Below are 16,570 nucleotides of genomic sequence, written 5' to 3' on the forward strand. Positions count from 1 at the left end.
ACTTCCGAGAATCGGCGGCTGTCCGGTTCCAGTTCAAGCGCTTGCGCAATCTTTTCAAGGTAGCAAGCCTCTTCGCCGCCCCAGCAGTCTTCTCCGACTGCTGCGGCGGCGTTTTTTTGTCTCGGCGTTTTACTTCCCGTCTCGTTATAATTCCCCAGAGTGACCGAGGCGCGTTATCAGCGGCGCCGTCAGCTTGGCAAGGTCGGACCTCGTTTCATCTCCTCGTTATTATCTCCCTGTTTTATCCACAAAGAGGGTTCCGATGCGCGCTCTTTCGTCGTTGATCTCTCCACGCACGCTGACGGCCCTCGTATTTTCTGGACTTGCACTCTATCTTGCGACCCTGGTGCCCAGTATTGAAATTGCCTGGGTCATGGCCGTGCTGATGTTGACCGTTTTTCTCTTCGTCTTCGAGGTCGTGCCTGTCGATGTCGCGGCCCTGACCGTGATGCTATTGCTGGGTTTGACCAGTCTGCTCGCTCCGGTCATGGGGCTCAATGCCGGGCTGGTGCCGGTCGAGTCCCTGTTCGACGGCTTTGCCTCCAATGCCGTCATGTCCATCATCGCTGTCATGATCATTGGCGCCGGGCTTGATCGCACCGGCATCATGTCCAAGGTCGCCTCCTTTATCATGCGCATCGGCGGCAAGACCGAAGCGCGCATTATCCCGCTGATTTCCGGCACTGTGGGCGTGATTTCATCCTTCATGCAGAATGTCGGCGCGGCCGCGCTTTTTTTGCCTGTGGTCAGCCGCATTTCCGCGCGCACCGGGCTACCCATGTCGCGGTTGCTCATGCCCATGGGCTTCTGCGCCATTCTCGGCGGTACCATCACCATGGTGGGATCGAGTCCGCTGATTCTGCTTAACGATCTCATTCTAACCACCAATGCAACCCTGGCGCCGGATCAGCGCATGGAGACCTTTGGTCTGTTCTCGGTCACGCCCATCGGTCTGGCGCTGGTGGTCACGGGGATTCTGTATTTTGTCCTTGCCGGTCGCCTGGTGCTTCCGGTGCGCGGGACCGAACGCGTCGAAGCGCGTGACCCTATGTTGTATTTTGCCGAGACCTACGGATTTAGTGATTTCTCGGTGCATGAAACGGTCATCCCCAGCCAGAGTCCGCTGCTTGGAGTCAGTGTCGATGATCTTGAGCAACGCTGGCGCGTCCGGGTTATCGCCATGGACAAGGGCGATGGTATCCGCCTAGGCGCCGATGGTGTTGACCGCGGCGCGGGGGTCATGGCGGGCAGCCGGCTCGGGCTGATCTCTCCGACCGAGACTTTTGACGAGTTCGTCCGCCAGACCCAAATCGAGGTAAAGCCGGAGCTTGAGTTCTTTGCCGATCACCTCTCTGCTGGTAAGGCAGGCATTGCCGAGATCGTCATTCCTCCCGGTTCCGCCGTGCTGGGCAAGACCGCGCGCGATCTGTGGATGCGCAAAACCTACGGGCTGTCGCTCCTAGCGATTCGTCGCGGAGATGACACCCTGACATTCCGCACCGGCGGGGTGCGCAATCTGCCATTCAAACCTGGCGACACCTTGGTGGTGCACACCACTTGGGCCAGTCTGCATCGTCTGGAGAGCGACCGCAATTTCGTGGTGGTGACCACCGAATACCCGCACGAGGAACTGCGACCGCACAAGGTGCCGGTGGCGCTCCTGTTTTTTGTGGTCACCCTGGGGTTGGTGCTCTTCACCGATCTGCGCCTGTCGATCGCCTTGCTGACTGGCGCGGTTGGGATGGTGCTCTCCGGAGTGCTGAGCATTGATGAGGCCTACGAGGCTGTGAGTTGGAAGACGGTGTTTCTGCTTGCCTCGCTGATTCCACTCGGCATAGCTGTGGAATCCTCGGGCACGGCGGCATGGATTGCCGATGAGACCCTGCGCGTGCTGGGTGACATGCCCATCTGGGGGATACAGGCCGCCGTCGCGGTGCTAGCAACCTTTTTTACCCTGGTCATGTCCAATGTCGGCGCGACTGTGTTGCTGGTGCCGCTGGCGGTGAATATTGCCCTCGGGGCCGGTGCCAATCCGGCAGTTTTTGCGCTGACCGTGGCGATCGCCACATCCAATTCCTTCCTGATCCCAACCCACCAGGTCAATGCACTCATCATGGGACCGGGTGGATACCGGGTTCCCGACTATCTGCGTGCCGGCGGCATTATGACGGTGCTTTTCCTGGTGGTGTCGCTTGGGGTGCTGAATCTGCTCTATTAAAGCGCTCATGACGCCACTAAATCGTGGTATGCCTCCTACTGACCTGTGACTCGCGGGCGCGCGCAACCCGCTCAAGTGGACAGATCGCAGATCAAGCGCGCCTTTCCCTCGTCAACAATCAGATCAGTGGTTGCCTGCAGGGTATTGTCTGGATCCTGGGCCATGACAAGCTTGGATCTATTCACCAACGGCTCGAACACCTCTGTTGCCTGTGTCGCCGGAGACGCGAATTCCACCAGCAGGACATGAATGCCGTTGCCCTTGCCCAGGCCAAACTGAATCTGGCTCACCGGCACCTTGTGCCAGTATCCCCGCACCGGAATCGAATACATGCGAAAGTCGGCTTGGTCGGTAACCTGAATGGCGCCAATGGCTCCTTGCAGTTCAGGATGGAGCGTGCGCATCGCCGCCTCGGGATTCGCCAGGCTGCGCCAGAATCTCTCGAGCATGTCGTTGTACTGGCATTGGTGCTCCACGCCGTGGAGCAATGTGGCGAGGTCGACGTCAGAAGGAGCAGGGGGCTGCACGGGCGCCGGTTGCACGGGCGCCTGTTGGACTGCTGCTTCAATTTCAGTTGCTACAACTTCAGATGCTTCAATTGCAGCTGGAGGCGGGGCGGCCGGCGGTTCGGGCGGTGTTGCCGACTCGGCGAGTGCGAGATGAGCGGCAAGTGTCAGTGCGAGGGAGCTGAATCTGGTGATTGAATCATTGATCTTGAAATTTGGCGACTGTGTTGTTTTCATGGCCGGTGGTGGTTGCAGGTTGCGGGGAAATTCATCATCCAAGTGTGCGCAGTTTAGCCGACATTCGCACGACTGTCAGTATCACGCAACTGTTGCCAAAATGCCAAGGCTTCGCGGCGAGTATCCGCTAGATCGACCAGTGGGTGAGGATAAGAAAGGCCAAGTGTCACGCCAGACTGTTGTAAAATACCAACTGGTGCTGTCCAAGGGGCATGCAGATAGCGGTTTGGCAGACGCGCCAGTTCTGGGCACCAATGGCGCACATACCCGCCCTCGGGGTCAAAGCGTTCGCCCTGGCGCACCGGATTGAAAATGCGAAAGTAGGGCGCTGCATCGGCTCCGCTTCCGGCGGTCCACTGCCATCCCTGGGTGTTGTTGGCCAAGTCAGCATCCACTAAAGTGTCCCAGAACCAGCGTGCGCCTGTTTGCCAGGGAATGCGCAGGTTTTTGGTCAAAAAGGAAGCGACAATCATCCGCACCCGGTTGTGCATCCAGCCGCTGTGCCAAAGCTCGCGCATGCCGGCATCGATGAGCGGAATCCCGGTCTGACCCCGCTGCCAAGCTTGCAGTAACACGGGCGGGATGGGATCGCGCCAGGGAAAATCGTCGAACATGGGGTTGAGCGGCAACTCGGCAGTTTGTGGAAAATGAAACAGCAGATGGGTGCTGAATTCGCGCCAGCCAAGCTCGCGCACAAAAGCCTCATGATCGCCAGCCGTGGCATTGGCGGCCTGTAGCAGGTCACGCGGGCTTATCTCGCCGAAATGCAGATGCGCCGAGAGCTTGGAGGTGCCTGCAACACTTGGCTGGTCGCGGACCACGGCATAGTCATGCGCGCCTTGGTCAAAAAAGCGCCGAAGACGCGCTTGGGCGCCAGCGGCACCTGGTTGCCAGCTGTCCGAGAAGGCGGCATCCCAGCCAATGCGCGGGAGCAGGCCAAGCGCATCCAAGGGCTGTTCGGGAAGCGACTGCGACAAGCGCCCATCGGTTGATGAGATCCCGTCAGGGAGTGGCGGCAAGATCCCGGGTGCTGGCGTGGGCGTTGGAATGTCCGCGAGTCTCGCCGTCGCGCGTCGCCAGAAAGCGCTGAAGACCCGAAAAGGCTGATCCGTGGTGGTTTTGATCTGCCAGGGCTCGAACAATAAACCGCTATTGTGGCTTTCGCAGCGGATGCCCTGGGCGCGCAGTTGCTGCTTGATGCGGCTGTCACGCGCAATGCTGACTGGTTCGTAGCAGCGGTTCCAGAACACCGCGCTTGCTGTGGAGGTGGCGATGAGTGCTTGCAGACATGCGAGACTGTCGCCACTGAGGAGCAACAGACGTGAGCCGCGCTCGCGCAGTGATACATCCAGGGCTCGCAGGCTGTGATGCAGCCACCAGTTCGAGGCGGCCCCTGGTGACCAGGGGGCGTCCTCGCCCGGTGCGTGGATATAGACTGGCAGCAGGCGGTCGTAGCTATCGAGCGCGGCTATCAGGGCCGGATTGTCTGACAGCCGCAGATCGCGGCGAAACCACAAAATTGCGGTTGAGGCCATGGGCGCTTTCCGCTCCCGCTAAACTCTGAACTCCAAAAAGCCATGGCGCGGCCCCGCTATGGCTAGCCATGCGATTTTGCCAACAGCTTGAAGATTTTGAAGTTAATAATCCAAAAGCGAATGAACTGCCAGACAACAGAGGTACGAAAGTAACGCGTGAACCGGGTCGGAACCGGCGGGTAATAGGCCTGCTGGTAGGGTTCGCGGTTTTTCACCGGGACTTTGGGGGAGTCGGATTCAGTGGTCATGGGTGCGGGTTCCTAATGAATTGTTTGGCGCTTGAGGCGGGTGCGTTCGCCTCCTGAAGTGAGGGGACTTGCTTCGCCGACTCAATCCGGCAACAAATGCCAACCAGGGCCAAGCTTGGCCTGGTAGATGAAGACATGATGCAAAATGTACTTCATCCAGTGCCCCGCCAGGCCGATCTCGCCGAAGGTGAGGTCCATATCCCGGCCGTATTCAGGAAAGGTCTCATAATCCGGCACCACCGGGAAAACCGTCATGGTGGCCGCCGTGCCCTTGAGAATGTCCGAGCCGGTCGAGGCCACACAGGCGGCGCCAGTCTCACCCATGGAGGCACGGTGCGTCGGCTCGGGCGCTCCGTTGAGCATGTCGCGGATGCTGGCGGCAACCGCGCGTCCCATGGCGGCCGAGGGCATGCCGGTACGCGGTGGCGTCGGGCTGATTTGGGTGCCCTTGGGGCTTTTCATCACCTTGCTGATCGGGTGCGGCGGAGCGAAGGCAATGCCGACCGTGAAGATGTTTTTGTACAGCGGGTTCTGATAAGTGCTCGGCCAGTCCGCCTTGCTCCAGTCCTCGTAGGGCTTGGGGCTGTAGTCCGCATCGACCTTCATCATGCCGTTGGGCGCGAACAGCTGGTCGGTCATGTCGCTACCGTCCTTGCCATAGGCTTTTAGCCCCACGCCGGCGAAGGGCGGGATCAACATGGCAAAATCAAAGTCCAGTTCGGCCTCGGTGCCGTCGAGGGTTTCATAGTGGATCTTGCCCGGCTCGATCTTGCTGACATGGGCGCGGGTGATCCATTCCATGTTGCGCTCGACCATCAGGGACTCGGCAAAGACCTTGCCGTTGGTCATATAGCCGCCGCGCTTGATGTGCACGCCGCCCATGCCGAAGTCGCCAAGCTCGTACTCGTTGCTGATCCACATAATGCGCGCTTTATCGCGCACGCCATTTTCACGCAGGCAGTGGTCGATGTTGTAGATGTACTCAAAGGCGGCACCCTGGCAGGTGCACATACCATGGCCGGTGCCGACCACGAAGGTGCGTGTTTCCCCCTGCTTTAGCGCTTTGATGTTCTCCTGCAGCTTTTCGTTGGCCTCGATCGCATGCTCGGGGGTGCAAACAGAGACGGTGTAACCGCCATCAGGTCCAAGGCCAGGCGTGGCGCCAAAGTTCAGCTTGGGCCCGGTGGCGTTAACCAGATAGTCGTAGTCGATCTTGTCGGTCTGGCCGGCGCGCTGATCATCGGTGTATTCGATGGTGACAAAGGGTCGGGAAAGCTCCCCATCGCCCTCGGGGTGGACGGATATCGCCTTGGCCTGGCGAAAATCAACGCCGGCCTTTCGGTAGACAGGCCCGAGTTCAAAGGTGACCTGTTTTTTGGTCATTTCGCCGACGCCGACCCAGATATTGGAAGGAATCCAGTTCCACAGTGCCTTGGGCGAGACGACGGTAATCTGGTGCGCACTGCCTTTAAGCCAGCGACTGAGATAGCGGGCCACCGTGTGACCGGAAAGACCCGCACCGAGAATAAGGATTCGCGCCATGGCAAAAGCTCCTGTTAATCAAGAATGGTCTGGCGACGCTAACAAGTCAGGCGGCACAAGAAAACGACCTGGATCAATATTTCACGCGAAACCCCGCAGTGCCAACAGGCATTCATCCATCGGCTTTATGGGGGATTTTGTCGGTCAGCCTGACCGCCAGTCACGCCGCCGATGGCGGCCAGTCGTTAGCCTATAGAGCCCTAGCTCAAAGCAGGCAAAGCCGCCTTTCTTTGTCCGGAACCGGAACAATCGAGTCCGTCGTGCTGACCCCGATCAGGTGCCGCTGATACGCTCATAATAGCGCGCGCGATACAGCAAGCGCGGGTGCTCGCCGTCGCTGAAGCCGCTTCTGGTATGCAGCACATTGTTGCCGATGAGTCCCCAGCCGGATTCGAGCTTGGCGCGGAAGTGCCAGGGGCTGGGTATGCGCAGCAAGTCGTTCAGGCAGTCAACCGCGGCTCGGGTGCCTGGGTCATCGCGCCAGTGAATGTTGCGCGAGCGCTGCGTGAAACGCATGTGCAAGCGCCCATCTTGCATGACGGAAAACACCGGTCCGGTGCGATCCGGGCGCAGGGTTGTGCCCTCAGCGGTGTGCGCCGGAATGGTCATGCAGTCGGGCTCCATCAGTGCGCGAATGTGTGCGGGATTGCGGTCGCGGATCAGGATATAGAGAATTTCCGGATCCATTAACTCGTTCTCGCCACCCTCCTGCGCCGGGCGCACGCAGTGCAGCAGCAGGCCGCGAATTTGCTTGTCCGTGCTGTTGTAGTAACCATCCGTGTGCCAGGCGATGGGACGGTTGGAGTAGGGGATAAAGTCCCTATGGCGCGCGTCTTCCTGCACTGTGAGCGCCGTGACGGCGTCTTCATCGGCACCTGGGTTGTGGTCGAGGCTGTTCAGCCCAAAGGCGCGACCCATGGCCACTGGAATGTCTTTGCTCGGATCATCGCCCGTGCGGCTCGCGTAAATGGCCATGTTCGCCAGCCGGCAGCGATCCAAGACCGCCTGATGCTCGGCGCTTGTTAGGTCTCTCGGGTCGTTTATCTCGACAATGAGCGTGCTGAGATCGCGCGGAGCACTGGCGAGCTTGTGTTCGCGCCAGTGCTCATAGGCGCTGTCGTGGTCAAGGTCGAAGGGAGAATCAAGCATGGTCATCATCCTGCCGGGTGGGGTGAAGGGGGTTTAACAGGGCCGATTATACCGCCGGATATCCATAATGATCGCGTGTCGGCTGCATCTTCCATCCCTGGGGAAGCTTGCAGCCATTCCAATACGAACTCGACATCACCGTCCACAAGGGTGACGAGGTCGTGGTCGTGATGGTGGAGGTCAAGACCACCTTGCGCCCGGAGGACGTGAAAAACTTCCTGTACAAACTCGATCATCTCGAGGTCTTGATACCGCGCTACACCGAGAATCAGATTTATGGTGCCATGGCTTGGCTGAGTGCCGATGCGGGAGCGCAAGCCATGTTGGAAAACTGGGGGCTTTTCAGCATCCGGGCCACCGGCGACTCGGCAAGTATTCTCAATACGGCAGAGTTCCGCCCGCACGCATGGTGATTGTCGCTTGAATATGGATGGGGCCGTGCTAGAAATATGATTAGGAACCAGTGGGCAAAGAGCTTAAGCAGATTCGCGGATCTCGCCTGACCGCGGGGTTCACCATCAAGCCCTGCCTGTGCTGCGGCTCTCATCAAGGTCACTATATGATCGAGGTCCAAGAGCGTCGCTTCCGGTTCTTGGCTGCGGGGGAGATGACCGAAAAATCTAGCTTATTGAGGTGGATCCCATTGCCATGCTTTGCGAGAACATGATGATTCAGCTTTGGGTGGAGACACCGCCACGAAGGAGTTGAACCTGATGCGATTGGTTCGGTTGATTTCGTTAGTGGCTATTGGGTTGCCGCTGTTGCTGATCTTGTTGGTGATTGTCTCACTCGAGCGCGATCCCTTGCTGAGCGGCGGGACGCCTGCGCGGCCCGAGGAGCTGGCGCAAATTGGGGCAGATGTCGGAAGCCGCCTGCGCGCTCATGACCCGCGGCGCCTGACACCGGGGCAGATGGGACAAGTGGTCATCTCGGAACAGGATTTGAATCTGCTCGCGCAGCAGGGGTTGGCACGACTCATGCCAGGGACAGCGGCTAGGATCGATCTGAAGCCGGGAGGAGTGCTGCTATGGGCCACATTAACATGGCCGCTTCCCTGGCCTCACGGCTACCTGAATCTGCAAGCCAAGGTCGCGCAGACGCCTGGACAGCCAACAATCCACGATCTGCGGATTGGGCGCTGGCACCTGCCATCATGGCTTGCACAGACTGGCCTGGTTTGGGTCGATCAGCTCGCACGCCTGGATGCGGATTATGTCGCGGCGGTGGGTTCGATTCAGGATTATCGTTTCACTGAAGATGCCTTGCGGGTGCGATACCGCTGGGATCCGGTATTGGTGAAGCGGCTCGGCGAGCGCGGTCGCGATCAGCTGATTGGACAGGAAGAGCGCGACCGCATTCTGGTCTATGCACACAAGCTCGCTGAGGTCTCACGCGCGGCGGATGATCGCGGGCCCCTGTCCCTGGCGTCTTTTGCACAGCCCTTGTTTGCGCTGGCCCAGACGCGTAGCCTTCGGGGCGGGGATGCGGTGGCGGAAAATCGCGCGCTGATTTTGGTGCTCGGATTTTACCTTGGCGGTCGGTCCGCTGCGGAATGGGTTGGAGGGGCGGGCAAAACCGTGGAAAAACCTGTTCAGCAGGATCTGCGCTTGCGGGGGCGGCGTGATTTGGCGCAGCATTTTGTTATTTCAGCACTCTTGGCGACTCCTGGGGACAGCGAACTGGCCGATGCGGTCGGGCTGTTTAAGGAAATTCTCGACAAGCGCGGTGGTTCTGGGTTCAGTTTTCCCGACCTGGCCGCTGATCGAGCCGGGGTGCGCTTCGCGGAGTTGGCAACGGTGAGCGCGTCGCAGGCCGCGCGCATTCAGCGGATCTTCGCTGCGGGTGTGAGCGAGGATATCTTTATGCCAGAGGTGCGAGATTTGCCGGAATTTCTTCACGAGCGCGAGTTTCGGCTTGAATTCGGGGGCTTTGATGACACGCGCTATCGTGCCATGGCACAAGATATCGAGGCACGGATCGCCATGTTACCGCTGTACCGGGAGTCAGAGCCGTTGCCGACCGGCGCCGCATCCGCTGAGCGTGGCAGTTAGCTGTTCATGGGAATATGAAAGGGGGACAGGATGGACGCTCAGAAATTTTTTGCTGCCCACACAGCTTCCGGCCAAGCACCGGCGGAGACCCCCGTGCGGGTTGCACGTTGGAAAATCTTCCTGTCGGTGTTGTTGGTGAGTTTAGTCATCGGCCTAGTAGTGGTTTATGCCCGTCCTCCAGTTTATCGAGCTACGGTCTCCGTGCTCACGGTCAAGCCCAAGGCGGTGGATGCGCTCAGCGCGGATGCCGATTTCGAACATGTTGCCATTCAGGAGCGCCTCCTGCTCGGGGAGACGCTGATTGCGCGGTTGCGGGAGGCTTTGCTTGGGCATGATGCGCCGGCATTGTCTCGCGAGGGTCTCGCGGGCATGCTGTCGGTGGCGCAGGTGCCTTTTACCAATCTGCTGGAGTTACGCGCCGAGGGCCGGGAGCCGCGCCAACTGCAAGTAGTCGCCAATACCTGGGCCGAGACCTATCAGGCTTTTCGGGTCGAGGAGATCAGCGCTGCCAGCGGGCGCACCACGGCTGAACTGGAAGCCGAGCAAGGCACTTTGGTCGCACGCATTGAGCGCACGCGCGCCGAACTCGCCCGGTTTGCCGAGCGCTTCGATATTGTCAGCCTTGAGCGGGAAGAGAACCGCACGGTGGCCGCGCTCAAGGGTCTGAACGATTCTCTGGCCAAGGCACGTGAGCGTGTGGTGGACGCGCGGGCGAACCTTGATGCCGTGGATGCAGCCATTGCGCGCGGTACCACAGTGGTGACAAATGAACAGCAAGCCGACTTGGCACGTCTGAGACGGGATTATGAACGCGCGCGTGATCGGCTCGATGGACTGCTTGGGCGCTTTACCCTGAAGTATCTTGAACGCGATCCGACGCTGCGCGACTTGCCTGAACAGGTGCGGCTGTTGGAACGGGAGTTGAAGCGGACCATTGAGCGGGCCCGCGAGAGCGTCCGTGACCAGGCGGTTCAGGAACTTGATGCCGCCACTGAAGCCGTTTCGGCGCTTCAAAACGAGATCGACGTGCAGCAACGCGAGGTCCAGCAGTTTTCCAAGCGGTTCAAGGAATACGAGTCTCTCGAAGGAGAATTGGCCCGCCTCGAAACCTTGCTGGCGGACAATCGCGAGCGACTGGCACGAATCGAAATGCGCAACTTCGAGGACTACCCGCCCATTCAGATCGTAGAAAGCGCGTCGCTGCCGACTAGTCCTGTCTATCCGCATTATCGAAGGGATCTGTTCATCGCCATCGGCCTGTCCCTGCTCGGTGCGCTATTCGTTACCTGGTTGGTGGATTACCTGTCCGGACGGAACAAGCCGGCGAATGTCTCCTATGTCGGGGTGCGCATCGATCCGGGGTTTGAACTGATTGGCTCCCCTAGCAGCAAGTCACCTCAGCAGGGTGTGGATAGGCAGCTGCCGTGGCAGGCCACCAAGCAACTGGGGTCAGAAGACAATTTGTAGAGGGGTCTAGCGAGAGGATCAAGAGCGGTATCGAAGCAGAACTCTGTTGTCGATTACAACAACATTTCGTTCGGCTTTATTATCCGCAAGTATCGCGCATCTTATGCAAACTCTCACCAAGTGCATCATCACCACAAACCTGCGCGAGTTCATCCTGAACGAATCCCTGCTCGCGCGGATTCTCGGGGGCTCAGCTCAGCGGCGCTACAATCTCATCACCCACGCATTGATGCACAATTAACGCGGATCAACGTCTGCGTCCAACTCCGTACCGGAGTCCGCGCCTTTCCGCGCTCGACCACATCGCCTTGCGCGGGAGGAACCAGTTGAAATACTCGTTGACAAAAGACGGCCCGTCTTCCGCTCGTACGGCGTCCTCCTAGAGCAAAAACTCATTAATGAAGAAAAAACACGTTGCCGGCGTGCTTGTCGATTGTCTTCTCCTTAAGGCCACTTTCGGCGAGCCAGGCCTTGAAGCCATCGAGCAGGACTTCGTTTTCCGATCTTAGCTTGTTGGCCTCTTGTTCCCAGTCGCTGGAGTCTCATAAGTGCATTCGTCGTATCCATGTGTACCGTTAAGCTTATGTAGCCTCGGACTTTAGGTGCTACGCGCAATTTTGTTTACAAAAATATCGCCGAGTGTGCGATGGCATCGCTTCGATCCTTTCAGGCAAGGCTAAGCACCGCGCTAAGCCTTTAGTATTACCATAGCGAATGGCCTCCAGCAGCAGGTCGCGCAGGCGGATGTTCTCGAAGACTTCGCCCAAGATGTCGAACACCCGACCATTGAGCGCCTGGCCTTCGATTTCCAGCTTGGTCAGCAGGCGGGCGTAGACATCGCCTTCGCGGGGTCGGCGGCGACCAGGTTCCATCCATACCATTACCCATATCTCCCGCCCCCCAGCGTCGCCCAGGGCTGGACACAGCTCCCGAGATCTGCTGAGTGCCGTCCCATCATCATGACCGACGGGACGGAAAACAATGGACCAAGGCATTCCAAGCCGCTTATGTGGGCGCCCCTTCAACGAAACCGACTTAGCGCGCATTCGCCACGAAATTGCGCTGGCGCAGCCGCCGCTGCGCGCGGAGATCGCCCGGCGGGTGTGTCGCGCGTTGGAGTGGACCGATCTCCAAGGCCACCCCAAGCTCATGAGCGCCCGCGTGGGGCTGCTGCGTCTGCATCGCGCCGGGCTCATCGAACTGCCACCGCCGAGCGGCGGCAATGGCAATGGGCGCCGATACCGCGCGCGCCCCGAGACTTGGCCCGAGCCGGTCCCGGTGTCCTGCCCGGTGCAGGCACTCAGCGGCTTGCACTTGGTGAGCGTCAGTGACCGACGTGCCTCGCACTGTTGGAATAGCCTCATCGAATGCTACCACTACCTCGGCTACAGCCCACTGCCCGGTGCGCAGCTGCGCTACCTGATCCAGTTCGATGGCGGCCTGCTCGGCGCCATCGGCTTTGGCGCGGCGGCCTGGAAAGTCGCCGCCCGCGACCGCTGGATTGGCTGGACGCCCGTCCAGCGCCAAGCGCAGCTGGGACGGGTGCTCAACAACGCCCGCTTTCTGATTCTGCCCTGGGTGCAGGTCAAGCATCTCGCCTCCAAAGTGCTGGCCCTGGCCGCGCGGCAAGTCACCATCGACTTTCCCGCCCGCTATGGCGAGCGCGTGGTGCTGCTGGAGACCTTCGTCGAAACCCCGCGCTTTGCCGGGACCTGCTACCGTGCCGCCAACTGGCACTATCTGGGCGAGACCACCGGACGAGGCAAAACCGACCGCACCCATCAAGCCGCGCTGTAGCGCTTGTGCGGTCTATGTCTACCCGCTGGCGCCCGAGTACCGCGCCGCGTTGGGGGTGGTGGCATGAGCGCGCCTGAATCGACATTGGCCGCGGGACTGAGCACCATCTCCCTGGGCGATCAACGCCTGAATCGGCGCGCCCAGCAGGTGATCGCTTCCCTCGGCGCCAAGCCGACACAGAGTATCCCCGGGGCTTGCAACGGCTGGTATGAGACCCGCGCGGCCTACCGGTTTTTCAATCATCCAAAAGTCACCGCCAAGCAGGTGCTCGCCCCTCATATCGCCTGTACTGAAGCACGCGTGCGCGAGTATCCCCGGGTCCTTTGCATCCAGGATACCAGCGAGGGAGACTTCACGACCAAAAAGGGCATCGCCGGTCTGGGTCCGCTGAACTACGAAAGCCGCCATGGGATGTACATCCATCCCACCTTGGCGGTCACGCCCGAGCGCGTCGCGCTGGGGTTGCTCGACGTGCACACCTTCACCCGCGAGCCCGGCAGTCTGGGTCAGGACAAAGACCCGTTGCGCCCGCTGGAAGAAAGAGAGAGCGTGCGCTGGGTCGATGGCGACGCGCGCGTCAATGAGCTGGCCGAGACACTGATCATCGCCTGGCGGGTGCTCTACCTGACCATGCTCGGACGCGAGTGCCCGGAGATGCCCTGCGATGCGGTCTTTGCCGAGGAGGAATGGAAGGCGGTCTATCTGGTCACCCAACGCCAAGCGCCACCCGAGCAGCCGCCCCCACTCGATACCATGGTGCGCATGGTCGCCAGCCTCGGTGGCTTTCTCAACCGCAAATGCGATGGCTTTCCGGGGCCGAAGACGCTCTGGATCGGCTTGCAGCGCATCCCCGATTTTGTGCGGGCGCTGGAGGCCTACCGCAGCGTCGGGGAGAGTTATGGGTAATGGTATGCCCGCTTGTAGGTCGAGACACGCTTGAGAAGGCTGGGATCAGTAGAGTTTTTCCGGAGGCAAAACGCAGTTGGTCGGTACTCATGACGCGCGAAGTTGCAAAGGATCTACGACATTGGCTGGTCGAGCCGGATTTCGCTGCGACGCAAAGGCTTCCGCTTGAACTTGATGAGAATCAGAAACGGCTCTCAAAGACACGGTCAGCATCTGGCTATCGCCGGATTAAAGGCCCTGCAGGCTCTGGCAAGTCACTTGTCCTCGCGGCAAGAACAGGGGAACTCTTATCGCAAGGGAAACATGTTCTCGTCGTAACCTTCAATCTCACGTTGCTCAATTACCTACAGGACCTGACTGTTCGTTGTCCGGAATACCGGGGCCGTTCTCGAACTGATGCCACATGGCTGAATTTTCATGCTTGGTGCAAGCGGGTTTGTATCGACGCGGGTTTCCGAGAGGAGTACAACGCACTCTGGGACAGCGGAAACCTTAACGAAATCCTCACCATCTTGATGCCAGCGCTCGTCGATAAAGCCCTGAATGAGAACAGCGCCGGCGTAGAGCATTTCGACGCTGTTCTGGTTGACGAAGGCCAAGACTTCCAGCTCAACTGGTGGAACTTGCTGCGTCGAGTCTGCTTGCCGGGCGGGGAGATGTGGCTTTCAGCGGATACGAGTCAGGACGTCTATGGTACGGCAAGCGCATGGACCGAGGAGGCGATGAATCACTCAGGTTTCGTCGGCCGTTGGGCGCGTCTTGGGCTCAGTTATCGATTACCACCTGTTGCCTTGAGATATGCCGCAGACTTCGCGCAACGGTACCTGCCACACCAGTTGCTTGATCTCCCGGATAACATACCTGACGGTAATGACGAGCTTGACTTTTACCCCTGTCAGCTCCGATGGGTGCAAGTTCGATCCGAGGATGCAGCAGCCCAATGTATCGAGGAGTTCCGCACGCTATTCCCAAAAGCGGAGCCCGATGTTCTTGCTATTACCGATGTTGTTTTTCTCTGTGATTCAAAACAGTTCGGTTACAACTTTGTCTGCAAGATTGGCATGAAAGGCGTGAAGTGCACGCACACTTTTACCAAGTCACCAGAAGAATGGAAAATTGAGCGTCAGCGGAAGCAGTATTTCTTCATGGGAGCGGAGAAAATCAAGGCAACGACCCTGCATAGTTTCAAGGGCTGGGAGTCACGGGCTCTGGTAATATTCGTTGATAGTCAACAGGGTCCGCAAGGTGCCACATTACTCTATACCGGGCTTACTCGTTTAAAGCGGCATGTGTCAGGAAGTTTTTTGACGGTCGTTTGTGCGGACCAGCAGTATCGCGATTACGGAGCGAACTGGCCTGAGTACTTGGATTTCACGGTCGAGTACCGCTAAACTAGATCGGAATCAAATTATATGTATTATAATTCTTGAGCCAGCAGTTATAAGTGAGGTTAATGAAATTCGAAATTCAAAAATGCCCCAGAAAAAGTGCTGTCCTGTTGCAGGATATATTCAAGTGATAACTGATCCCTGGGAATGTAAAATTTTTCAGGTCTTCTTCTAAGCAGTTTTCGCCATACCTCACGAGCCTCAGCGGTCATATTGAGGTGACTGTAAATGGATTCGTACAACACGCCAAGACATCTTAGGGCAATATAATGATCATGTTTCGCTGCACAGTGAAGAAGATCCAAACCGCGAATATTGTTTTTCTCTACACCTTTTCCCTCTAGATGCATCTTCCCCAGCAAAACGATCCCATCAACGTATCCGAGGTCGGATGCTTGTTGAATCCACTCACAAGCAGTATCGAAGTTCTTTTCAAGATAAAAATGCGCCCCTAGCTGAAAGTTAAAATATCCTAGACTTTCCTCCATTTCTTTGTTCTGGAGTTCTTTTTCGGCGAGCTTTCCCAACCAAGTAAGGGCTTCTATTTTGTCTTGTCTAACATCTTTCCCGAAGTAGAAAGACTTCCAAAGAAAAGCCTGGGCCTCAGGATGTCCCTGTTTTGCCGCTTCCCGATGCCATTCAATAGCGTGCCTTAAATAATTTGGGTCTGTCGATATCGAGGCTATCTCCCGAATAATTGGCAATGTTTTGAAGCCACCTTTTCGTAAATAGTGCTCCGCAAGCTTGTATTGCGCTTCGCGATGCCCTAACTTTGCCGGGCGAAGGTAACTTCTGTGAACGCAATCTGAGTAATGAGGATTATAAATTTCTTGATGGTACCGCGCGACTGTTTTATACCTTTCGTTCTCCCAGAACTGAGCGCATTGATACCAATCTTCTGAGCCTGCATCCTTACTATTAGGTTTCGTCATATTGAGTAGTGCGCGAAGTTGCGAAGTACTAATATTTGAGAGTGCCAGTTCGCAAATTTGTGATGTTGCAAATTTGCCCCATTGTTTGGGCTCTAACTGCGTAATGTTCAGTAACTGGTTTAGATAGGAAAAATCACGCGAATTTTGAGCGTGTTCAAGAAAGAAATCTCCTATCAAAAATGTTTCTTTGCTGTATTGCTCCAATACCCAAGACCTCATAGAAGGACTCTCGACGATACGCGGATTTACCATTAACCCTTTGGGACTCCATTTTTCAGCAAATGCCCTCAGAATATCTAGACTCCAAGGAATCCCTAGGTTTTCAGACAAGAAAGTGAAATCGAGTTTCGTGGCGTATTGAATGACAAAACGCTTCGTCCAAGGAAGCGCTGGATTGCTAGAAAGTTCAGTCCAGTCCCATTCATCTTGGAAGTCGGAGATAATTTGCTCTGTCCAAGGCAAGGCTGAATTACTCGAAAGCCAACTCCAATCCCAGTTGTCTAGATATCTTTTAATAAGGTCGGAATTCCATGGCAAGCCAGGATTAGCAGATAAGCCATGGGGCTTTCCTGCGTTAAGAAGAGAAGTGATCAT

At 57.7% G+C, this 16,570-nt stretch carries 15 protein-coding genes; 8 read left to right on the top strand and 7 right to left on the bottom strand.

Annotated elements, in window-relative coordinates:
* Positions 1–262 precede the first annotated feature (262 nt).
* Complete coding sequence (locus tag Thiowin_RS06165) at positions 263–2,218, top strand: SLC13 family permease (RefSeq protein WP_328986861.1); 1,956 nt, start codon at positions 263–265, stop codon at positions 2,216–2,218.
* Between the two features lie 71 nt (positions 2,219–2,289).
* Here the strand turns inward: Thiowin_RS06165 and Thiowin_RS06170 are convergent, their stop codons facing one another.
* The 5 genes from Thiowin_RS06170 to Thiowin_RS06190 form a co-directional block, all read right to left on the bottom strand.
* Positions 2,290–3,003, bottom strand: coding sequence for a hypothetical protein (locus tag Thiowin_RS06170; protein ID WP_328986862.1), 714 nt, complete (start codon positions 3,001–3,003; stop codon positions 2,290–2,292).
* A gap of 11 nt (positions 3,004–3,014) precedes the next feature.
* On the bottom strand, positions 3,015–4,496 hold the full coding sequence (locus Thiowin_RS06175) for a cryptochrome/photolyase family protein (RefSeq protein WP_328986863.1): 1,482 nt from the start codon (positions 4,494–4,496) through the stop codon (positions 3,015–3,017).
* 62 nt (positions 4,497–4,558) lie between these two features.
* Positions 4,559–4,744, bottom strand: a complete 186-nt coding sequence (locus Thiowin_RS06180; RefSeq protein WP_328986864.1) for a hypothetical protein — start codon at positions 4,742–4,744, stop codon at positions 4,559–4,561.
* An 81-nt stretch (positions 4,745–4,825) separates the two neighbouring features.
* Positions 4,826–6,286 carry an NAD(P)/FAD-dependent oxidoreductase gene (locus tag Thiowin_RS06185; RefSeq protein ID WP_328986865.1) on the bottom strand — a complete coding sequence of 487 codons (1,461 nt, stop codon included), beginning with the start codon at positions 6,284–6,286 and terminating at the stop codon, positions 4,826–4,828.
* Positions 6,287–6,559: 273 nt separating this feature from the next.
* The gene (locus Thiowin_RS06190; protein WP_328986866.1) at positions 6,560–7,435 is read right to left on the bottom strand and encodes a TauD/TfdA family dioxygenase; all 876 of its coding nucleotides are present in this window, start codon (positions 7,433–7,435) and stop codon (positions 6,560–6,562) included.
* A 107-nt stretch (positions 7,436–7,542) separates the two neighbouring features.
* Between Thiowin_RS06190 and Thiowin_RS06195 the strand changes: the two genes are divergently transcribed.
* The 4 genes from Thiowin_RS06195 (at position 7,543) to Thiowin_RS06210 (ending at position 11,194) form a co-directional block, all read left to right on the top strand.
* Complete coding sequence (locus Thiowin_RS06195; RefSeq protein ID WP_328986867.1) at positions 7,543–7,848, top strand: hypothetical protein; 306 nt, start codon at positions 7,543–7,545, stop codon at positions 7,846–7,848.
* A gap of 300 nt (positions 7,849–8,148) precedes the next feature.
* Positions 8,149–9,486 carry a hypothetical protein gene (locus Thiowin_RS06200; RefSeq protein ID WP_328986868.1) on the top strand — a complete coding sequence of 446 codons (1,338 nt, stop codon included), beginning with the start codon at positions 8,149–8,151 and terminating at the stop codon, positions 9,484–9,486.
* A 30-nt stretch (positions 9,487–9,516) separates the two neighbouring features.
* Positions 9,517–10,953 (top strand): GumC family protein, encoded by a 1,437-nt coding sequence (locus Thiowin_RS06205; RefSeq protein WP_328986869.1) that lies wholly within the window; start codon positions 9,517–9,519, stop codon positions 10,951–10,953.
* Between the two features lie 103 nt (positions 10,954–11,056).
* Positions 11,057–11,194 carry a hypothetical protein gene (locus Thiowin_RS06210; RefSeq protein WP_328986870.1) on the top strand — a complete coding sequence of 46 codons (138 nt, stop codon included), beginning with the start codon at positions 11,057–11,059 and terminating at the stop codon, positions 11,192–11,194.
* A 364-nt stretch (positions 11,195–11,558) separates the two neighbouring features.
* Here the strand turns inward: Thiowin_RS06210 and Thiowin_RS06215 are convergent, their stop codons facing one another.
* Complete coding sequence (locus Thiowin_RS06215) at positions 11,559–11,834, bottom strand: hypothetical protein (protein ID WP_328986871.1); 276 nt, start codon at positions 11,832–11,834, stop codon at positions 11,559–11,561.
* Between the two features lie 100 nt (positions 11,835–11,934).
* Here Thiowin_RS06215 and Thiowin_RS06220 point away from each other — a divergent pair, with 100 nt between their 5' ends.
* The 3 genes from Thiowin_RS06220 to Thiowin_RS06230 all read left to right on the top strand — a co-directional run bounded on the left by Thiowin_RS06220 (position 11,935) and on the right by Thiowin_RS06230 (position 15,047).
* Positions 11,935–12,750, top strand: a complete 816-nt coding sequence (locus tag Thiowin_RS06220) for a Druantia anti-phage system protein DruA (RefSeq protein WP_328986872.1) — start codon at positions 11,935–11,937, stop codon at positions 12,748–12,750.
* A gap of 63 nt (positions 12,751–12,813) precedes the next feature.
* Positions 12,814–13,656 (top strand): IS4/Tn5 family transposase DNA-binding protein, encoded by an 843-nt coding sequence (locus Thiowin_RS06225; protein ID WP_408034169.1) that lies wholly within the window; start codon positions 12,814–12,816, stop codon positions 13,654–13,656.
* Positions 13,657–13,745: 89 nt separating this feature from the next.
* Positions 13,746–15,047 (top strand): DEAD/DEAH box helicase, encoded by a 1,302-nt coding sequence (locus Thiowin_RS06230; RefSeq protein ID WP_328986873.1) that lies wholly within the window; start codon positions 13,746–13,748, stop codon positions 15,045–15,047.
* A 59-nt stretch (positions 15,048–15,106) separates the two neighbouring features.
* Here Thiowin_RS06230 and Thiowin_RS06235 read toward each other — a convergent pair whose 3' ends face one another.
* The gene (locus Thiowin_RS06235; RefSeq protein ID WP_328986874.1) at positions 15,107–16,570 is read right to left on the bottom strand and encodes a tetratricopeptide repeat protein; all 1,464 of its coding nucleotides are present in this window, start codon (positions 16,568–16,570) and stop codon (positions 15,107–15,109) included.

The sequence above is a fragment of the Thiorhodovibrio winogradskyi genome (assembly GCF_036208045.1).
Taxonomy (GTDB): domain Bacteria; phylum Pseudomonadota; class Gammaproteobacteria; order Chromatiales; family Chromatiaceae; genus Thiorhodovibrio; species Thiorhodovibrio winogradskyi.